Raw genomic sequence first — 18,681 nt, 5'->3', positions numbered from 1 at the left:
TTTCCTGTGTTCGTCCGCTATCCTAGAAGAGATGACCGCCTTACCAGGCGGCCATCTGCTTCAGCTATGAAGAAATCCTGTTACCTGTTATTTCGCCGCCATCTCCACAATCTCGTTCGTGTAGGCCTCCTCCACCTTGGAAGCCGTCTTAATGACCCCGAACTTCAGCGCGATATCGGCGGTCTGCTGGAAGGCGGCAGCATCCGTATAGCCCAGCTTGGAAGCATCGAAGCCCTCCGGCTGGATCAGCTTGGCAACCTCCGTCATCATCGTCAGCTGATGCTCCCGGGTCGTGCTGCCCGCTTCGGCAAGCTTCATCACACTGTCCACAGCCGCTTCGGGATCGGCAATCGCATCCGCCCAGCCCTTCAGGGAAGCACGGACGAACTTGGCAGCCGTCTCCTTATTGCCCTCCAGCCACTCCTTGTTGGCGAACAGGTTGTCTTCAAGCATCGCCACACCTTCGTCATTCATGTCGATGACACTCAGGTCCTCCGCCTTAACGCCCGACTCCAGCACCACCTGATATTCGTTGTAGGTCATAGCCGAAGCCGCATCCAGCTCACCGCCGAGGAACTGATCCATGGTGAAGCCCTGCTTGGTGAAGTTCAGATCCTTGCCAGAATCCAGCTTGTATTTATCAAACAGCGCCAGAATCTCAAACTCATTGCCGCCCATCCAGTTGCCTACCTTCTTGCCCTTCAGCTCAGCCGGTGTAGTGATGCCCGCCTCCTTCTTGGATACCAGCACCAGCCCGCTCTTCTGGAAAATCTGGGCGATCTGCACCAGCGGCATCTCCTGCTCCTGGCTGGTCAGCAGGCTCGCCACCCAGTCCACCCCGATATCGGCCGAACCGCCCGCTACCTGCTGCTCAGGCACGATATCCGGCCCGCCCGGCAGAATCTCGACCTTCAGGCCCTCCGCCGCATAATATCCTTTGTCCTGCGCCAGGAAGTACCCTGCGAACTGGGCCTGCGGCACCCATTTGAGCTGCAGCTTCACGGTAACCGGCTCAGCCGCCGGTTCTGAAGTTGCCGCAGCTTCCGGTGAAGCTGCCGCCGCATTCCCCGCAGTCGCTTCTGCTCCGGAGGGACTGGCGTTGTTGTTGCCGCCGCAGCCCGCAAGCAGCGAGATCAGCATTAGAGCCGCCGCAAGCCATAATCCTCCACGAGTTTTGCCCTGTTTTCCCTTCATCATAGCAACTCCCCCTACCAATCATTTTTTTGTAAGACGGTCTGACACAGTATGATTGCGCTCTTGTTGCTATTTGCAGGAATTACACACTACGTACGCCGGGAAGGGTGCCACTTGATAAACACCTTCTCCAGCCGCTCCACGACCAGGTAAAAGATGACTCCGGCAACCGCGGCAAGCACGATACAGGCCCAGCCCAGCGGCATCTTCGCCACCTTGATGGAATTCGAGAGGAGATAACCCAGCCCCCGCGAGGAGAAGAAGAATTCTCCGACAATCGCCCCGATCATGCTCGCTGTAGCGTTGATCTTCAAGGCGGTGAATACATAAGGCAGACTGTTCTGAATCCGCAGATGGCGGAATACCGCCCGTTTGCCTGCCGCATAGGAATGCATCAGGTCCAGCGCCAGCGGGTCCACAGCCGCCATACCCTTGTGGGCATTGATCGCCATAGCCGCCATCGTGGTCGCGGTCACAATCGCCGCCCGCGAGCCGATGCCGTCCCCGAACCACAGGTTCATGATAGGGGCAAGCGCTACAATGGGAACGGCATTGAGTGCAGCTACCATCGTGAGGCTGCCGCCGCCCCAGCGGGGCCAGGCCATAGCAGCCAAGGCAATCAGGAAGCCGCAGCCGGAGCCGATCAGCATACCAAGAACGGCTTCAGTGAGGGTATACCCGGTATAAGAGAGCAGCAGACTGAGATTGTCCCGCATCGCTTCAGCGATGGCGGAGGGTAGCGGCAGCTGATATTTCTTCAGATCGAAGATGCGGTGAAAGATCTGGAGCTCCCACAGCAGCAGGAACAAAGCTCCGGCAAGCAGCGGCAGCACGAACCCGGGGTTCAGCCATTTCAGGAATTTCCATGGATCTCCGCCTTGGTCCGTATCTGGCGAAATAACGTTGTTAGAGGATGTAAATTCGCGAACCGTATTACTTTCCATTAGCGGCTGCCTCCTTGGGGACGGAATTCCGGCTGCCAGGGGGCTACCAGACGCTCCACCAGACTCATCAGCCAATAGCTGGCCATACCCAGCAGAGCACCGACCAGCACCGTGGACCAGAACATGTAGGTATGGGAGGGTCCATAATAGAGATTGCGGAGCATAATAACCCCGATTCCGCGCTGAGCACCCATCAGCTCAACCAGAATTGCGCCCGTTACAGCCAGCGGCGCTGCAATCTTCAGCCCGCTGAACAGCCCCGGCAGCGCTGCCGGGAAGCGCAGCTTCCAATATACAGCCCACGGCTTAGCGGCATAAGAGTGCATCAGCTCCAGGGCAGAAGGGTCCACACTCCGCAGACCGCGCAGCATATTCAGCGCCACCGGGAAGAAGGTGATATAGCCGGAGATGATGATCCGCGACATCTGCTCATCCCGCACAATCCCGTATATAATCGGCGCCAGCCCCAGAATCGGAATCATCTGCGAAGCAACCGCATACGGGAAGGCAAGCTGCTCTATCGTCCGGGAGAGGCTCATCAACACGGCCAACAGCACTCCGGAGAGCGCTCCGATCAGGAAACCCACCCCGGCATTGCCGAAGGTGGCTCCCCCTTCCCGGAGAAGGGTGCCGCTGTACTGCCACAGAGTGAGCGCCACCTCGTGAACATAAGGCAGCTTGGACTGGGCCAGCGGCGTCTTCGCCACATGCAGCAGCCACCAGGAGACCGCCTCCCACAGCACCAGCAGCCCGCAGATCCAGACAAGCAGCGGCAGCGCACGCCCCCGCATTAACGCACGGTTCAGCTTCATCACTACACCCCTTCGAAGCTGTCGCGGATACGGGCAATCAGCTCGAAGAACTCCGGACGGTTCCTCATGTCCGCTGTACGCGGACGGGGCAGCGGAATATCGACAACCGCCGAGAGTCTGCCCGGATGCGGAGACAGGACGAACACCCGGTCCGACAGGAAGATCGATTCGGGAATGCTATGGGTAACGAATACAATTGTGCTCTGTACCTTACTCCAGACGGAGAGCAGCTCTTCATTCAGCCGCTCGCGCGTGAATTCATCCAGCGCCGAGAACGGTTCATCCATGAGCAGAATTTCCGGCTCCATGGAGAGTGCCCGGGCAATAGCTACACGCTGCTGCATCCCCCCGCTGAGCTGCCAGGGATACTTATCGGCGAACCCCTGCAAGCCCACGAGATCAAGCAGCTCCAGCGCTTTGTCCTCACGGATCGATCTCTTGACGCCCAGCAGCTCCAGCGGCAGGGTAATATTATGCTTGACCTTCCGCCAGTCATACAGCACCGGACTCTGGAACACAATACCGTATTTCTGTGCCAGCCGGGCCTCCTTGGCGCTTTTGCCTGCCACCATGATATTTCCAGCCGTTGGTGTGATAAGATCTGCCATCAGCCTCAGCAGCGTAGTCTTTCCGCACCCGGAAGGACCCAGCAGGGAGACGAACTCCCCCTTGGCAATATCGAGACTTACCTGATGCAGGGCCAGCACATCTGCCGTCTCCGTCTGGTAACGCATTTCGACATGCTTCAGCTGTATTTCAGGAATTGTTGCTGCTACTAGTGACATCTCCAGTCCCCTCCATCCCTGAATCTATTAAATGTTAATTAAAATAACATAATTATCGCGTTTTCTGTACTTTTTCTTTCTTCATGTAGGATTAATTAACATGTTACACGTTGCCTGCGAATCCCACATTAGACAAAGCGTAACATTGAGGCTGTGAAATTACGTCACTTTGTCTAGGGAGCCGCTTACAGTGTAAATAATAGAGCTGATTGCCGATAAAAATAGTAAGTAACTATAAGTGGAAACGGCTTTGCCGTCCTCACAGGGAAGGTACCGTTTTAATGTGAAACAGAAGGATACGTGTTCGCGTGAAACATATACATTTGGACCACGCGCCCACGCCGCGCCGAATGTGATCGGTTTTTCGATTACATTCGGACCATGTGCTCACGCAGCGCCGAATGTGATCGGTTTTTCGATTACATTTGGACCACGCGCCTCCGCAGCGCCGAATGTAATCGGTTTTTCGATTACATTTGGACCACGTGCCCAAGCCGCGCCGAATGTGATCGGTTTTTCGATTACATTTGGACCACGTGCCCACGCAGCGCCGAATGTGATCGGTTTTTCGATCACATTTGGACCACGTGCCCAAGCCGCGCCGAAAGTGATCGGTTTTTCGATTATATTTGGACCACGTGCCCACGCAGCGCCGAATGTGATCGGTTTTTCGATTACATTCGGACCACGGGCCTTGCGCAAGCACAATGTGTTCGGTTTTTCGCATACATTCGGCCCACGGGCCTCGCACCAGCACAATGTGTTCGGTTTTTCGCATACATTCGGCCCACGGGCCTCGCACCAGCACAATGTGTTCGATTTTTCGCATACATTCGGCCCACGGGCCTCGCACCAGCACAATGTGTTCGGTTTTTCGTATACATTCGGCCCACGGGCCTCGCACCAGCACAATGTGTTCGGTTTTTCGTATACATTCGGCCCACGGGCCTCGCAGCAGCACATTATGTTCCGTTTTTCGTATACATTCGGCCCGGGGCACTCGCGCAAGCTCAATGTGTTCGGTTTTTCGCATACATTCTATGTTGCTCGCGTCTCTCCCACAGCCGCACCAGCCCGAGCCCTGGGATGTATCCCCTTGATTCGGATGTGTGCTATCCTTTATTTGCATTTCATTTTGTGTCCAGGAGACTATTCACAATGTCCAATGCTTATCCCAATCCATGGAGGCGCTCCCCATGGCATCTCTGATTTCCAACTACATTATTATCGTTTCGATCTCCGGTGTGCTGAACGCCTTGCTCGCCCTGTTTGCTTTTTACAGGAAGACTGACTTCTCGGGTCTGCGCGCATTCATCGTCAGCTCCGCCGCCTCGGCGGTATACACATTCGCCTTCGCGCTCGAGCTCTCGGGGAATTCGATGGAACAGATTAAGTTCTGGATCAAGCTGGAGTATCTCGGAATGCCGTACATCGCGCCCTCCAGTCTGCTGATGATCATGCACTTCGTGGGCCTGGAGCGTCTGGTCTCCCGAAAACTGCTGGTCCTCCTCTACTCCGTCCCCGTGATCTCCACGGTGCTTGTCTGGACCAACGACTCCCATCACCTGTTCTATAAGGCTATCTACTTCCGGGAAGGCGCGCCTGCACCGCTGGTGGATATCGTCATGGGACCCTGGTATATCGTCCAGGGCAGTCTGACCTTCGGCTGTATGCTGGCCGGGATGTGCCTGATCCTCTGGCGCTGGGGGCGGATGCGGCGGGCTTATCTGCGGCAGATGCTGATTATTTTTGTCGGACAATTCCTGCCTGCGCTGGGGGCCTTCCTCTATCTGATGGACCTGACTCCGTATGGAACAGACCCTGTTCCCGTTGTGATGAGTGTAACCTCGTCCCTGTATATATGGGCCATTCTGTCCAGAGGGATGCTGACCGCCGCGCCGATTGCCAGAGAGAATCTGTTCGAGAGCATGCGCGACGGCGTACTCGTCATGGACCTCTCCGACAAGCTGGTGGACTATAACCGGGCCGCTGCCGAGATGCTTGAGGATCTGGATGCCGCCGCCATCGGCCGCCCGCTGGCCCAGCTTTTCCTGCCTGCCGGCAAGGAGGCGGTCGATTATGTAATGAATTCCAATCCGCAGATCAGCGAAGAGCAGGAACTGGTGTGGCATTCCGGCGGAGAAGTCCGCTATTATCAGGTCCGTTCCTCTCCGGTCCAGAAGCATGACGGCCATCTTGCCGGGCGGATGATCATGCTGATCGATGTTACCGAACGCACCCTGCTCCAGGAGAAGCTGCTGCAGCTCGCCACCATCGACAGCCTGACCGGCATTTACAACCGGACCCACTTCATGGAGCTGAGCCGGGAACGGCTGCAGGAAGCTGCCGACTCCGCCGCCCCCTTCTCGGTCATCCTGCTGGATATCGATTTCTTCAAAAGCATTAACGACCGCTACGGGCACCATCACGGGGATATGGCCTTACAGCATGTAGTAAGCGTATGCCGCCAGCATGTCCGGGAGGGGGATGTCTTCGGACGGTACGGAGGTGAAGAATTCGTCTTAAGCCTGCCGGGAGCCCTCTTGAAGGAAGCAGCCCTGATCTCTGAGCGTATCCGCAGGGACATCGAGCAGAGCACCTTCTCTACCTTCACAGGAACAATTAAAATCACAGCCAGCTTCGGCGTGGCTGAAGCCTTCCGCCGTTCGACCTCACTGGAGGAGCTGCTCTCGGAAGCAGACCATGCCCTCTACTCCTCCAAGCGTAACGGCCGCAATAGCGTACATCTATATGGCGTCTCCTCCATCACCCGCTTCAAGCCCATGTGATGGAGGCAAGCCCTCTTTTCCTGCCCCGCATGGCACCTCCCGCTTCCCCTGCGCATATCAAGTAGAAACGGCATTGCCATCCTTTTAAAGGACGGTACCGTTTCAGCGGGAAATAGAAGAATAATTTATAGTGTGAAACATAAAAATTCTTATATTTGAATAAATGGCACCTGCCGGGTATATCCGCCTTCTCTTTTGGTGATACCAGCTTCCATAGTCCCTTTTTCTCCAGTTCTTTCCTGTCCCTGCACTGAATTCCGTCATTCGTGTTCTCCTGTTGTTTGCATAGGCGGGTTTTCAGTTTAATAAGAGTTAGCCGATCCGTTCGGCAGAATTCAGGTTCATGCGACAAGGAGGGGGTTCTATGATCAAGATCGGGCTGACCGGCTTCGGAGACCATGAGGAGCTGTACGGCAAAATCAAACCTGCCGACCGCCTCCCCGCCTACAGCGCCCATTTTCCCATTGTGGAAATTGACAGTTCCTTCTACGCGGTTCAGCCGGTCCGGAATTATGAGAAATGGGTCAACCAGACGCCGGAGGCGTTCCAGTTCATTGTGAAGGCTTATCAGGGAATGACCGGACATCTGCGGGGGAAAAAGAATTACTACGATACGCCGGAGGAGATGTACCGGGCCTTCCATACCTCTATCGCTCCTGTCCGCTCAGCGGGGAAGCTGGCGATGGCACTGTTTCAATTCCCGCCCTGGTTCGACTGCACCAAAGACAACGTGGATTTCCTGCGTGACGCGAAGGAGCGGCTGCTGGATGTGCCCGCTGCCATCGAATTCCGTAATGATTCCTGGTACAGCCCTGAGATGCGTGAGCGGACCCTCGGGTTCCTGAAGCAAGAAGGCTGGATTCATACGATAGCCGACGAGCCGCAGGCAGGCTCCGGCTCCATCCCGATTGTCCCTGTCGCCACCCGGCCGGACCTCACCTACGTGCGGCTGCATGGGCGCAACACTGCAGGCTGGAATCAGAGCAGCCACCCGGACTGGCGCAAGCTTCGCTATCTGTACCGTTACAGCACCGAAGAGTTAACGCAGTGGCGGGACCGGCTGCTGGAGCTTGAACAGACCTGTAAGAATATTTACGTGGTATTTAATAATAATTCTGCCGGGGATGCCACTCCCAATGCTCAGGAGCTGCAATCGCTGTTTGGGATCGACGGAGGGCTGGCCCCGCGCCAACTGGACTTATTCAACTGATGTACAGAGGTCTACATAAATCTCTTCTACTCCCTGCTGAAGCATCTGATCACCGTCCCATTCGTCTTATATTGTAGAGGAGGCCAAAGAATTATGAAGAGAAATCATACTATGATGCAGTTTTTTGAATGGCATGTCGCGGCGGACGGAGAACACTGGAAACGCCTTGCCCAGATGGCCCCGGAACTGAAGGCGGCGGGCATTGATTCGGTATGGGTTCCCCCTGTTACCAAGGCCGTCTCGCCCGAAGATACCGGTTATGGAGTCTACGATCTGTATGACCTCGGTGAATTCGATCAAAAGGGTGATGTACGCACGAAGTATGGAACCAAGCAGGAGTTAATCGACGCGATTGCCGAGTGCCTGAAGAACGGCATTGCGGTCTACGTGGATCTGGTCATGAACCATAAAGCCGGAGCGGATGAGACCGAGGTCTTCGAGGTGATTGAGGTGGACCCGAACGACCGTACCAAGGATATCTCCGAGCCGTTCGAGATTGAAGGCTGGACCAAATTTGATTTCCCGGGACGCGGGGATGAATACTCCAGCTTCAAGTGGAATCACACCCACTTCAACGGAACCGATTTCGATGCCAAGGAAGGCCGCAACGGCGTCTTCCGGATTGACGGCACGAATAAAGGCTGGAATCAGAATGTGGATGACGAATTCGGCAACTACGACTATCTGATGTTCGCCAACATTGATTACAGCAATGACGATGTGAAGAATGAGATGCTGAACTGGGGCAAGTGGCTGGTCGATACGCTGCAATGCAGCGGATACCGGCTGGATGCGATCAAGCATATCAACCATGAGTTCATCAAGGAATTCGCCATGGAGATGAAAAAGAAGCGCGGCGAGGACTTCTACATCGTCGGTGAATTCTGGAACTCTAATCTGGAGGCTTGCCGCGAATTCCTGAACACTGTAGATTACCAGATCGATCTGTTCGATGTCTCCCTTCATTACAAGCTCTACTCCGCCGCACTGGCAGGCCGGGATTTCGACCTGACGCATATCTTCGACGATACGCTGGTCCAGACACATCCCGCGAATGCTGTCACCTTCGTTGACAACCACGACTCCCAGCCGCATGAGGCACTGGAATCCTGGGTGGGCGACTGGTTCAAGCAAAGCGCCTACGCCCTGATTCTGCTGCGGCGCGACGGCTATCCCGTTGTCTTCTACGGAGATTATTACGGCATCGGCGGCCCTGCGCCGATGGAAGGCAAGAAGGACGCCATCGATCCTCTGCTCTGCGCCCGCCACACCAAAGCGTACGGGGAGCAGGACGATTACTTCGACCATCCCAACACTATCGGCTGGGTCCGGCGCGGCGTTCAGGAGATTGAAGGCTCCGGCTGCGCTGTAGTCATCTCCAATGGAGACAACGGAGAGAAGCGGATGTTCGTGGGCGAAGCGCGCAGCGGAGAGGTATGGGAGGACTTCACCCATAACCGCGGGGAATCCGTTACGATCGGCGAAGACGGCTGGGCCGTATTCCCGGTCAACGGCGGCAGCGTCTCCGTCTGGGCGCTGCCCGAGCCGAAGCCAGCCGATGCCTGCGCGGAGGAGTAGGCCTGTAAAGATGAATAATGCCGTCCCTGTTGTTAGGGGGACGGCATTTGTTTTATAGGTGAGAAGTTACTCGGGTAGTAAAATTAAGTGCAGTAGTACTCCAACACATCTATTCCTCTGCGACTTCACTGCCTTCGCAACCCCCTCCCATTTTATCCACATATTATCCACAAAAGAAATATATTACTCTCTATAAACCTAAACAATTCACTCATTTCCTCATTTCCTCATCTGGTACTCATCCGGCTCATTTCCTGCTCCACCTATGGGATTTATCCCTCTCATTTACTCATCCGGCCCATTTCCTGCTCCACCAAAGGGATTTATCCCTTTAATTTACTCATACGGCTCATTTTCAGCCCCACTAATGGGATTTATCCCTTTCATTTACTCATACGGCTCATTTTCGGCTCCACCAACGGGATTTATCCCTTTCATTTACTCATACGGCTCATTTTCAGCCCCACCAATGGGATTTATCCCTCTCATTTACTCATCCGGCCCACTTTCAGCACGGGATTCACATTAGCAGAAGAGTCATATGGGTGAGCTGGAGTCACCGTGTAAAAGCAAATTTGTCCTGCGGCGATTCTGCTGAAAAAAAGATTTATCCCCGACCTTATCCACATTTTATCCACAGCACGCTTAACATTCGATGAACGCCCCCAGAATTCCTATTGTGAATAACGCGAAATAGGCGAATCCACGCCGCAGGGGCTATGAATTCGCCTATTTATGCTGAGCAAGACATAGCTTGCAGTTAGCATTTGCATTTATTGGTTAGCAGCTTGCGGTTAACGAGTTGTGGTTGTGTTGTCCCCTTCAGCCCAGACGCCTGTGTCACTGTTCAGGATACGTTCGATCGGATATACCTTCCATACCGCCGTTACTACAGCCGAACACAAGACTGCTTTGAGCAGGTCGCCCGGAAGAAACGGCCACATGCCTGCCGTCAATGCCTTGCCGAGTGAATCCATGCCTGTAGAATAGGCCAGCCACCCCACACCGCCCGGATAAACTAACAATGCCCCGAAGATAAAGTTAGCGGCCAGCAGCTTCACGAAGGTGTATTTGTCCTGCTTAATGCGTTCGGCGAAAAAGCCGATCAGCCAGGCCACGAACGGCCAGGAGAAGATATATCCTGCGGTAGGGCCAACCAGGACCGCCAATCCTCCGCTTCCGCCCATCACCTGGAATCCGGCAGCGGCGAGTCCGAGCACGATCAGTACAGCAAGCGCCCCGTAACGGGCCCCAAGGATCGAACCAGCCAGCATTACCGCGAGGGTCTGCATGGTAATGGGTACCGTGGAGAAGGGCAGCGAGATTTTCAAATAACTCAGAGCTATCATGACGGCGGCGAATAAGGCACTGAATATCAGGCCGCGGGTGGTCCATTTCTTCATGGCCGGGAGGTTCCCCCTTTTCTAAAAATATAAGAATTTATATGTTTCACGCTACAAATTATCTTTCTATTTCTCGCCGAAAGGGTACCGTCCTTTAAAAGGACGGCAAAGCCGTTTTCACTTGGGATCACTATAACATCACCCTCCAGATACATCAATCCTGAAATCTTTGTTATAATGGGTAGCAATTGTTGACTAGAGCTGGACGGAAAGCAGGCATGAGGATGATCAGGGCGCATAATATAAGCTTGTCCGTGCGGGAGGGGCCGCATCACCGTACAGTACTGCAAGGGATTAACATTCATATAGAGCCTGGGGAATGGGTAGCGCTGACAGGGGCCAACGGCTGCGGCAAAACCTCGCTAATCCGCTCCTTCAACGGACTGAACACCCCCTCCGGCGGCAGTCTGTCCGTGGCCGGACTGGACCTGCGCCTGCCGGAGAACCGGACAATAGTAAAGCAGCGGGTGCAGCTCGTATTTCAGAATCCCGAAGCACAGACGGTTGGCTCCACCCCCTTCGAGGATATCGCCTTCGGACTGGAGAACCGGGGACTGGAACGGGGGCGGATGATTGCACGAATCCATGAGATTCTACAGCAGGTAGGACTAAGCCATAAAGCGGAGGCAGAGGTATCTACACTATCCGGCGGAGAGCGCCAACGTCTGGCGGTAGGCTGCTGCCTGGCACTGGAAGCCGAAATGATTATTTTCGATGAGGCTACCTCGATGCTGGACCCTGAGGGAAGATCGGATATTCTGGAGCTGGCCCAGGGGCTATGGCAGGCAGGGACTACCATCCTCTGGGTCACGCAGCGGATGGAGGAGCTGGCCGCAAGCCCGCGCATCGCGGTGCTGGGCAAAGGGCAATTGCTCTATGACGGCAGCCCGCGCAGCCTGTTCTATACCTCGGAGCTACCGGAGACCCTCGGCTGGCTTCCTTCTCCGGCCGTCCGGGTCGGGAAGCTGCTGCAGAAGCAGGGCTGGCCGCTTCACCTGCTGCCGCTGACCGGACAGGATCTGGAGGAGCTGCTATGAGAATTCATACGGAGCATCTCTCCTTCTGCTATGAAGGAGGCAGGCCAGCCGTTCAAGAGATATCTCTGGATATCCCTACAGGTTCGCTGACCGTCCTCTGCGGTGTGAACGGGAGCGGTAAGTCTACGCTGCTCCGTCTGCTCGCGGACCTTGCACAGCCCTCCTCCGGGCAGATACTTTACGATCACGGGAAGAAGACGGACTACAAGACTGCCGAAGCTGCATCCATGGTATTCCAGCAGCCGGAGACTCAGCTGTTCGCGGGTACGGTACATAAGGATATCGAATACGGCCTGATGGAGCGAGGGGTGTCCAAGGAGAAGCGGACGGAGATCATCGCGGGCGCTCTGGCGAAGACCGGGCTGGCTTACGATGAATTCGCCGGGCGCTCTCCCTTTCTGCTTAGCGGGGGTGAGAAGCGGCGCGTATGTATTGCGGGTGCTCTGGCCGTACAGCCCGGGCTTCTGATTCTGGATGAGCCGACCGCAGGGCTGGACCCCCAGGCAGCGCAGGCACTGCTCGAAATGGTACAGCAGCTGCGCAGTAGCGGCCTGACCCTGATCATCGGCACCCATGATCTGGACAGCTTCCTGCCGGTTGCCGACAAGGTCATCGTGATGAAGCACGGTGCTATCCATTATGACGGTCCTGCTCCGGCATTGACTGCTGATCCCAGCCTGCTGGCAGACGCCGGACTCACTCCCCCCGTCTATGCTTCTATGGGACGCAGAGCGGTGCAGCATGGCCTGCTGGAAGCAGTCCCGGACAATCTGGAGGAGCTGCTGATAGGGCTGAAAAAGCACCCGCTGCCTATGCCGCAGACGGACAGGTTGCCGGCAGGCACTGGCGCCTCTGCCCGCAGCAGCACCATGCCACCCGGCAACCAGAGCGGTCGCACCCGCGAACACCGCACGCAATACAGTGCAGAAGATAAACGGCACCGGGGGAATCCTCCTCAACCTGCCGGAGCGCAGACGGACCAGTCAATAATCAGGCCTGGCAATCCAAGACAAGAACAGAACACCCCTCGCAGGCCCGGCTGGCAAGGACTCGATCCCCGGGCCAAATGGCTGGGGATGATTCTCGGCTCGCTGGTCCTGCTAGGGATGAACACTCTGCTCCCGCTGCTGCTTACTGCCGGTCTGCTAGCCGGGCTCGCGGCTTCGGCCCGTATCTCCTGGCGCCGGGCCTTCCGCTTCTTCCGCCCGTTCCTGCTGATGTTCCTGTTCCTCTGGCTCCTGTCCGGGCTTAGCTGGAGCTCTCCCGACTTCGCACTCGGACCGCTCAGCTTCAGCTATGCAGGACTCATGCGCGGGGGAATTAACGCTCTGCGCTTCCTGCTGTTAATTGCCCTGGGCTTCCTGTTCACCGAGACGACCACCGGTGCACCCTTGCGCGAGGGTCTGGAATGGGGAATCGCTCCGCTGCGGGCCCTGGGCATCCTCACCCGTAACTGGTCGCTTGCCGTATCCGTGACCCTGCAGTTCGTGCCGTGGATTCTCGGCAAGCTGGCCCAGCTGCAGCTTGCGCTGGGCTCACGCGGAAGGCGCGCCCGCGGGGTGGCCCGCTGGTCCCCGAGGCAGATCGCCCTAATCATCGTGCCTCTGCTGATTCTTGTCCTGGGTATGGGCGACGAGCTGGCGACAGCCGTAGAATCGCGGGGGTACGATCCAGCCAAGCAGCGGACCCCCGTCTATCAGCTCCGCTGGAGCAGGCGTGACACGCTGGCAGCGCTAGGTATCCTGACGGTCGCAGCTATGCTGTGGTGGGTAGCGCGTATCAGCTGAGCGGGTACGGGACGATTCAGTGAACAAAATCACCATAGCGGATGGATAGTGTAAGAACTTATACGGCTGCGCAGCTAGTACAGTTCTCCCCACCTTACCTATCCGCATCCGCCCACTTGTGGGGCATCCGGCGAAATCAGGGGCACTATTGCCCCTGATTTTTGCTCACTTGGCCTTAATCCGGTCCGCTCTCCCTCGCGGCAGCACATTGTATGCTGTTTTTGACATACATTTGACTCGCGCACCCTCTAGCTGCCCATTGTATGCTGTTTTCGGCATACATTCGGCCTGTGCGCCTGCGCGGCAGCACATTGTATGCTGTTTTTGGCATACATTTGACTCGCGTACCCTCTAGCTGCCCAATGTATGCTGTTTTTCGCATACAATCTTGGCACACCATTTACTCATTCAGCATGCGTCCGAGCCCCTCCAACCATTCGAACACTCCTAATTAAAAGCAAGCCGCCACCTCCAGCTTCGGAGAGGGCGGCACCTTTTTTTTGCAGCTACAGCAGCTTTATTTACTTCAATGTACTCGCAATGACCGAGATATCACCTGAGGAATAATCCAGGAAATACGCTGTTTTCGACTTCACATTAGCGTATAGGAATTTGGTGGTGCCATTCTTCGGCCATTCCTGATTCTTCAGCAGCTCCGCGCCCCCCTGAGAGAATAAGGACCATGAGTTCACCTGCAGATCCCCCACAAAAACCTGACCATTATTAGCCTCCGTAACCCAACCGGAAACGTCGCCTTCCTCTTTGAAGACTTGTTTTACAGAAGCTGTTTCTTTGCCAGTAGCTTTGCTGATTAACCGAAAGACCTTCTGAGTCTCATCAGCTGAAGGACGACTGACATTCCCCGGCACGGGCTGATAGGTGTACGAAGTGAAGGCAGTATAGAAGTTCCCGCTGGATTGAATGGAAAAGTCCGTATTGAAGTCCTTGATTACTGTCTCATTTCTTGAATGCAGATCAACCAGCCTCAACAGATAGTCCGTGCTCATAATGCCCTGTGCCTGATACTTAACCGCCAAATACGGGTATCCCTGAAAATCCCAATCCATTACGGATACATTCTCATATCCCTTATCAACAAACTTGGCATTGTAAGTAACATTCGGCTTCACCCAGGGATACTGATAGAGGCTGAAGGTATTCCCCGCTTGGACCATAACCCGTTCATTGGTTTTACCGGTTGGAGCTACCCATTTCACTTTATCCCCTGCCGTTTTAAGCGGAATATCCCTTTTACTGAGGAGACTTCCATTAGAAGAGAATACAGATTTCGATATTTTAGTGCCCTTGCCTTGTTTAAGCAGCACAATTTTCGGGGGACTGCTCATCACCTGTAAGTCCAGGATACGGCTGGAGTCCTCTGATATCGTAATCGCAGTGTTTGTATGTAAATCAACGATATCTGCTTTATTATTCACATGATCCACAAGTGCCACTGCATTTCCGCTAATCCATATCACATCGGTCTGCTCATTAAGCGGCTGCTCTTTGGGACTGGCGTTCGCCGGACCGGCGGAAATCAGCAGGCCCATAGTCAACGCGGAAATAACCAATACCTTCTTGAACATAGAATAATCCTCCTGTTACGCGATTTTTGAATCCTTGTTTATGACGCTTGTATATATAAAAAGTTGCAGAAAATCAAATATTTTCCGCAACTCCTTATCGCCGTATCCGGCCTTCCGTCTACTACAAGGCTTATTCGCCAATCGCCAAAAGGCTATTCATCTCAATTCTCCTCCTCCGGATGCCTGGAGACCAGCCTCACCAGATCCAGAGTCAAGAGAGGGAGAGTCACCGCAGCGGGATAGGCCAGATAACGTGGCTCCCACGCCGGGTTGAACTTCTCCTTATACCGGCGCAGACCGGAGAAGCCGTACCAGTGGCCTCCGCGTTCAAAAACCAGCCGGGCAAGCTTCTCCTCCCGCAGCGCTCCAAAGCGGCCCCCGACATTGGACAGCGGGGCAGACCCTAGATTGAAGCTTCTGTAACCGCGCGCTTTCGCCCATTCCAGCAGACACAGGAACAGGTAATCCATAGTCCCGTTCGGGGTATCCTTGTGATGGCGCATCAGATCCACCGAGACTGTCTTCTGCCCGTCGTAACCAGGAGCTATGGAGGCAAAAGCCAGCAAATGGCCGTCTGCTCCACGCAGCAGCGCCAGCGGTGCGAGCTGGAGGTACGGCTCGCTGAACCAGCCCAGCGAGTAGCCTTTCTCCCTGCGCCCGGCCAGCCATTCCTCTGACAACAAGCGAAGCTCCTGCAGCAGCTCCTTCGAATGCTGGGCCTCTGTGATCTCGAAATGGTAGCCTTCGCGCTCGAACCGCCCCTTCACACTCCGCAGGCTGGCGTTCCGCGATCCGCTAATGCTGAAGTCCGCCAGCGGAACCAGCGCTTCTTCCCCCAGCTTGAAGAACCGGTAGCCCTGCTCATGATAGAGCGGAAGATATGCCGGGGCCGCCTGATAGAAGACTACAGATAGTCCATACAAATCAGCAGCCTGCCTGAACTCACTGATTCCGTTATTAAGCAGATTCATCGGCCCAAGCGGATCACCCAGTACCACCAGCTTGTCCCGGACTCTGGCGAAGGCGAACAGCACCTTGCCTTCCTGGGCCCAATAGAAGCTTTTGTCGCCAAGAAACAGCATATGGCTTAAGGCATTGCCCCAGCCCTCCGAGAGGAAGCGCTCCAGCCGCGCCATATCCTTATCCGCGAGAAGCGTATCTGCCTTGTGCTGCGGCCTGAGGGCTACAAGCATCGTCAGCAGCAGCCAGGAGCAAATCAGTCCGCCGGCCGCCGTAACGGCCACATTACTGTGCTGCCGCAGCCATTCCGGCTGAATGCCGGGCGGGAGATGCTTCAGGAAGCCGTGATGGGTATAACTCGCCAGCCCGTAATAGCTGAGGGCTACAGCCGAGGTCAGGAGCAGCCACCATAAGGTGCTTTTGGCGCTCAGCGGGACACTGATCCGGTAGAACCGGCTTCGGGAGATCCACAGAATCAGTGCCACCACCAGCAGGAACAAGGCCTCCTCGTAATCGAACCCCTTCGTAAATGCAAAGACCGCCCCGCCCAAAAGCAGCAGGCCTGTCCAGACATAAGCCCTGCGGACGCGCAGGGAGATCCCACGCGACAGCAGAATCAGCATAAAGCCGATCAGCACGGACAGATGGTGCGAGATCTGCATCACGGGCAGCGACAGCAATTCTTCTGTCACCTTCAGCCGGTAGAGCAGCTCAGGCGTAGCTGCGGACAGCAGCAGAAGCAGACCGCTGGCTAGGACCAGCTTGCCGAGTGCCCATACACCCAGATCGCTGAGGAAGGTATATTGGCCGGGCCAGCCCCATATTCTCTGCCATATCGTCAGGGGTGCTTCCACTCTGTCGCCGCTGCGTTCAGCGCCCTTCGTACCCGGCAGCCCGAACTCCAGCGCAGCCAGCACCAGACCGATCAGCCAGGGGATAATGTAATAGAATAATCTGTAGATGACCAGGACTGCCATGGCATGGTCGCTCTTGATGCCCAGTTGGGTAAGTCCGAGCAGCGCAATCAGATCGAACGCGCCGATGCCTCCGGGAGCCATACTTAGAATTCCGGCTATCGCAGCCACTACATAGATACTGAAGACGGTGAGAAATGGGGCGCTCCCGAGCAGCTCACCGGCGATGAACCAGAAGGTCAATCCGGCGAACACCCACTCCAGGAAGGACGCACCCACAGAAGCAACTACGGTAAGCCAGGCGGTTCTCCCCTCACCCCGGTTAACCCATTTGGCGAAAAGCGCAGAGCGCTGGAGGAGTACAAAGAACGGCAGATACAGCGCCATCCCCCAGACCGCAAAATCCAGCCAGCGATGCGCCTCCAGCAGCCGGTCCGCCGGCAAAAGACCGGTAATCGTCCCCCACCCGAGCAGCGACAGCCCCGTAATCATCAGCGGTGACAGAAACACTATGGCCGGTGCGAGCAAGGACGCAGGCACACAGCTCCGCTTATAGAGCAGCGTTCTAAGGCCCGCGCCAGCCAGACCGGCGAATCCGATCATATTATTGAACGTATTGGCGATCCAGGCATAACGGAAGGTCCGCAACCAGCCGATCTGCAGGCGGAAATGCCGCCGGATCAAGTAATCATAAGTACTCATAACCGCCACCGACAGCAGCGAAATTCCCAGCATCTGCATAATAGAGGGTACGGGAACGGATTTCAGATCACGGATGATTTTGCCTAAATGAATTTGCTTCAGCTCATGCTGCCCCTCCAGATAGACCAGTCCGATAATCAGCAGCGGAAAAAGCGCCCGCACCGCCTTAATCCGGTAGATGGATATCAGCAGCCGTACGAATTTGAAGCGTTCCAATTTATTTTTGATTACAGTATGCATGACTTCACCTGTCCTCACTGCCGAACGCTCTTGTTGCCTGAACATATTCAGCCCTCTCCATACGAACCCATTATAGCAAGATCAGCAGCAGATCTCCCGTATAATGGTCACACGCTTACAAGAGTTAGACGGCGGGCGAAGGGTAAGTCCCTGCACAGGGGCTGTATTTGTTCCAGTAATGGTGAGAAGCGTATACATCCATATTTGCATAAAAGCACCCGGACTGCGATTAGTCCGGGTGCTTTTATCATCGTGCCAAGGGTTATCATCCCCTAATGGAGAGCCTGTCATCACGGCAATGGCGGCTCTCTTCAGAGGCATGCAATTCTCGCTCAAGACTATACTCGAATGTCGAATCTCCCTGCGCTGTCGGTGGTTGCGTTAGCCATCTCCTGAACAGATGCTGCTGTCAGCTTATGGTTACCGGCAGGCTTGTCCGGGGGCGCAGCAGCGCTCTGGGCAGAAACGGAGCTGCCCGCAGCCTGTGACTTCTGGGCAATTTGTGCTTCAATCTGCTTGATCTGCTGTTCTAGCTGCTTGGTTTTGGTTTCTTTGGCTTGCTCGTTGTCCTTGCTTGCGCTTACTTTCTCAAGCTCAGCTTCCAGCTTCGCCTTCTGCTTCTCAAGTGCAGCGGTATCGCTGGCGCTGGAGGATGTATAAGATACAGATGATGAAGCGGCAACGGATGAGACATTCATGGGTGTCCCTCCTTTCACCTCTTCAATATATCCCTTTTCTCT

14 protein-coding genes are annotated in these 18,681 nt (G+C 55.4%); 5 read left to right on the top strand and 9 right to left on the bottom strand.

Annotated elements, in window-relative coordinates; translation table 11 throughout:
- Nucleotides 1-87: 87 nt before the first annotated feature.
- The 5 genes from MKY96_RS30790 to MKY96_RS30770 all read right to left on the bottom strand — a co-directional run bounded on the left by MKY96_RS30790 (nt 88) and on the right by MKY96_RS30770 (nt 4,437).
- The gene (locus tag MKY96_RS30790) at nt 88-1,197 is read right to left on the bottom strand and encodes an ABC transporter substrate-binding protein (protein WP_340946397.1); all 1,110 of its coding nucleotides are present in this window, start codon (nt 1,195-1,197) and stop codon (nt 88-90) included.
- Nucleotides 1,198-1,283: 86 nt separating this feature from the next.
- Nucleotides 1,284-2,138 (bottom strand): ABC transporter permease, encoded by an 855-nt coding sequence (locus MKY96_RS30785; protein ID WP_340946396.1) that lies wholly within the window; start codon nt 2,136-2,138, stop codon nt 1,284-1,286.
- The gene (locus tag MKY96_RS30780; RefSeq protein WP_340946395.1) at nt 2,138-2,950 is read right to left on the bottom strand and encodes an ABC transporter permease; all 813 of its coding nucleotides are present in this window, start codon (nt 2,948-2,950) and stop codon (nt 2,138-2,140) included. Before MKY96_RS30780 ends, MKY96_RS30785 begins: the two co-directional genes overlap by 1 nt.
- Nucleotides 2,951-2,952: 2 nt before the next feature.
- Nucleotides 2,953-3,735: an ABC transporter ATP-binding protein gene (locus MKY96_RS30775; protein ID WP_340946393.1), complete on the bottom strand. Its 783-nt coding sequence runs from the start codon at nt 3,733-3,735 to the stop codon at nt 2,953-2,955.
- 387 nt (nt 3,736-4,122) lie between these two features.
- Nucleotides 4,123-4,437 carry a hypothetical protein gene (locus tag MKY96_RS30770; RefSeq protein WP_340946392.1) on the bottom strand — a complete coding sequence of 105 codons (315 nt, stop codon included), beginning with the start codon at nt 4,435-4,437 and terminating at the stop codon, nt 4,123-4,125.
- A 494-nt stretch (nt 4,438-4,931) separates the two neighbouring features.
- Between MKY96_RS30770 and MKY96_RS30765 the strand changes: the two genes are divergently transcribed.
- The 3 genes from MKY96_RS30765 to MKY96_RS30755 all read left to right on the top strand — a co-directional run bounded on the left by MKY96_RS30765 (nt 4,932) and on the right by MKY96_RS30755 (nt 9,312).
- Complete coding sequence (locus tag MKY96_RS30765; RefSeq protein ID WP_340946391.1) at nt 4,932-6,524, top strand: histidine kinase N-terminal 7TM domain-containing diguanylate cyclase; 1,593 nt, start codon at nt 4,932-4,934, stop codon at nt 6,522-6,524.
- Nucleotides 6,525-6,888: 364 nt separating this feature from the next.
- Nucleotides 6,889-7,734 (top strand): DUF72 domain-containing protein, encoded by an 846-nt coding sequence (locus tag MKY96_RS30760; RefSeq protein WP_340946389.1) that lies wholly within the window; start codon nt 6,889-6,891, stop codon nt 7,732-7,734.
- Between the two features lie 93 nt (nt 7,735-7,827).
- A complete protein-coding gene (locus tag MKY96_RS30755) occupies nt 7,828-9,312 on the top strand; it encodes an alpha-amylase (protein ID WP_340946388.1) in 1,485 nt (494 codons plus the stop codon).
- Nucleotides 9,313-10,106: 794 nt separating this feature from the next.
- Here MKY96_RS30755 and MKY96_RS30750 read toward each other — a convergent pair.
- On the bottom strand, nt 10,107-10,715 hold the full coding sequence (locus tag MKY96_RS30750; RefSeq protein WP_340946387.1) for a biotin transporter BioY: 609 nt from the start codon (nt 10,713-10,715) through the stop codon (nt 10,107-10,109).
- A gap of 224 nt (nt 10,716-10,939) precedes the next feature.
- Between MKY96_RS30750 and MKY96_RS30745 the strand changes: the two genes are divergently transcribed.
- On the top strand, nt 10,940-11,752 hold the full coding sequence (locus MKY96_RS30745) for an ATP-binding cassette domain-containing protein (RefSeq protein ID WP_340946386.1): 813 nt from the start codon (nt 10,940-10,942) through the stop codon (nt 11,750-11,752).
- Nucleotides 11,749-13,539: an ATP-binding cassette domain-containing protein gene (locus MKY96_RS30740; RefSeq protein ID WP_340946385.1), complete on the top strand. Its 1,791-nt coding sequence runs from the start codon at nt 11,749-11,751 to the stop codon at nt 13,537-13,539. Before MKY96_RS30745 ends, MKY96_RS30740 begins: the two co-directional genes overlap by 4 nt.
- Before the next feature lie 521 nt (nt 13,540-14,060).
- Here the strand turns inward: MKY96_RS30740 and MKY96_RS30735 are convergent.
- The 3 genes from MKY96_RS30735 to MKY96_RS30725 all read right to left on the bottom strand — a co-directional run bounded on the left by MKY96_RS30735 (nt 14,061) and on the right by MKY96_RS30725 (nt 18,639).
- The gene (locus tag MKY96_RS30735; protein ID WP_340946382.1) at nt 14,061-15,125 is read right to left on the bottom strand and encodes a hypothetical protein; all 1,065 of its coding nucleotides are present in this window, start codon (nt 15,123-15,125) and stop codon (nt 14,061-14,063) included.
- Nucleotides 15,126-15,286: 161 nt separating this feature from the next.
- Nucleotides 15,287-17,941, bottom strand: a complete 2,655-nt coding sequence (mprF, locus tag MKY96_RS30730; protein ID WP_340946815.1) for a bifunctional lysylphosphatidylglycerol flippase/synthetase MprF — start codon at nt 17,939-17,941, stop codon at nt 15,287-15,289.
- Between the two features lie 338 nt (nt 17,942-18,279).
- Nucleotides 18,280-18,639 (bottom strand): FlxA-like family protein, encoded by a 360-nt coding sequence (locus MKY96_RS30725; RefSeq protein WP_340946381.1) that lies wholly within the window; start codon nt 18,637-18,639, stop codon nt 18,280-18,282.
- Between the last annotated feature and the right edge of the window lie 42 nt (nt 18,640-18,681).

Source organism: Paenibacillus sp. FSL R7-0302 (assembly GCF_038006885.1).
GTDB lineage: Bacteria > Bacillota > Bacilli > Paenibacillales > Paenibacillaceae > Paenibacillus_AQ.
Note: the sequence above shows the minus strand (reverse complement) of the source record. Positions and strands in the feature narration are given on the sequence as shown.

Bases quoted from the DNA above. Each gene is read 5' to 3' on its own strand.
- MKY96_RS30745 (WP_340946386.1), top strand. From the start codon at position 10,940: ATGATCAGGGCGCATAATATAAGCTTGTCCGTGCGGGAGGGGCCGCAT.
- MKY96_RS30790 (WP_340946397.1), bottom strand. From the start codon at position 1,197: ATGATGAAGGGAAAACAGGGCAAAACTCGTGGAGGATTATGGCTTGCG.
- MKY96_RS30780 (WP_340946395.1), bottom strand. From the start codon at position 2,950: ATGAAGCTGAACCGTGCGTTAATGCGGGGGCGTGCGCTGCCGCTGCTT.
- MKY96_RS30755 (WP_340946388.1), top strand. From the start codon at position 7,828: ATGAAGAGAAATCATACTATGATGCAGTTTTTTGAATGGCATGTCGCG.
- MKY96_RS30760 (WP_340946389.1), top strand. From the start codon at position 6,889: ATGATCAAGATCGGGCTGACCGGCTTCGGAGACCATGAGGAGCTGTAC.
- MKY96_RS30750 (WP_340946387.1), bottom strand. From the start codon at position 10,715: ATGAAGAAATGGACCACCCGCGGCCTGATATTCAGTGCCTTATTCGCC.
- MKY96_RS30785 (WP_340946396.1), bottom strand. From the start codon at position 2,138: ATGGAAAGTAATACGGTTCGCGAATTTACATCCTCTAACAACGTTATT.
- MKY96_RS30725 (WP_340946381.1), bottom strand. From the start codon at position 18,639: ATGAATGTCTCATCCGTTGCCGCTTCATCATCTGTATCTTATACATCC.
- MKY96_RS30735 (WP_340946382.1), bottom strand. From the start codon at position 15,125: ATGTTCAAGAAGGTATTGGTTATTTCCGCGTTGACTATGGGCCTGCTG.
- MKY96_RS30740 (WP_340946385.1), top strand. From the start codon at position 11,749: ATGAGAATTCATACGGAGCATCTCTCCTTCTGCTATGAAGGAGGCAGG.
- mprF (WP_340946815.1), bottom strand. From the start codon at position 17,941: ATGCATACTGTAATCAAAAATAAATTGGAACGCTTCAAATTCGTACGG.
- MKY96_RS30765 (WP_340946391.1), top strand. From the start codon at position 4,932: ATGGCATCTCTGATTTCCAACTACATTATTATCGTTTCGATCTCCGGT.
- MKY96_RS30775 (WP_340946393.1), bottom strand. From the start codon at position 3,735: ATGTCACTAGTAGCAGCAACAATTCCTGAAATACAGCTGAAGCATGTC.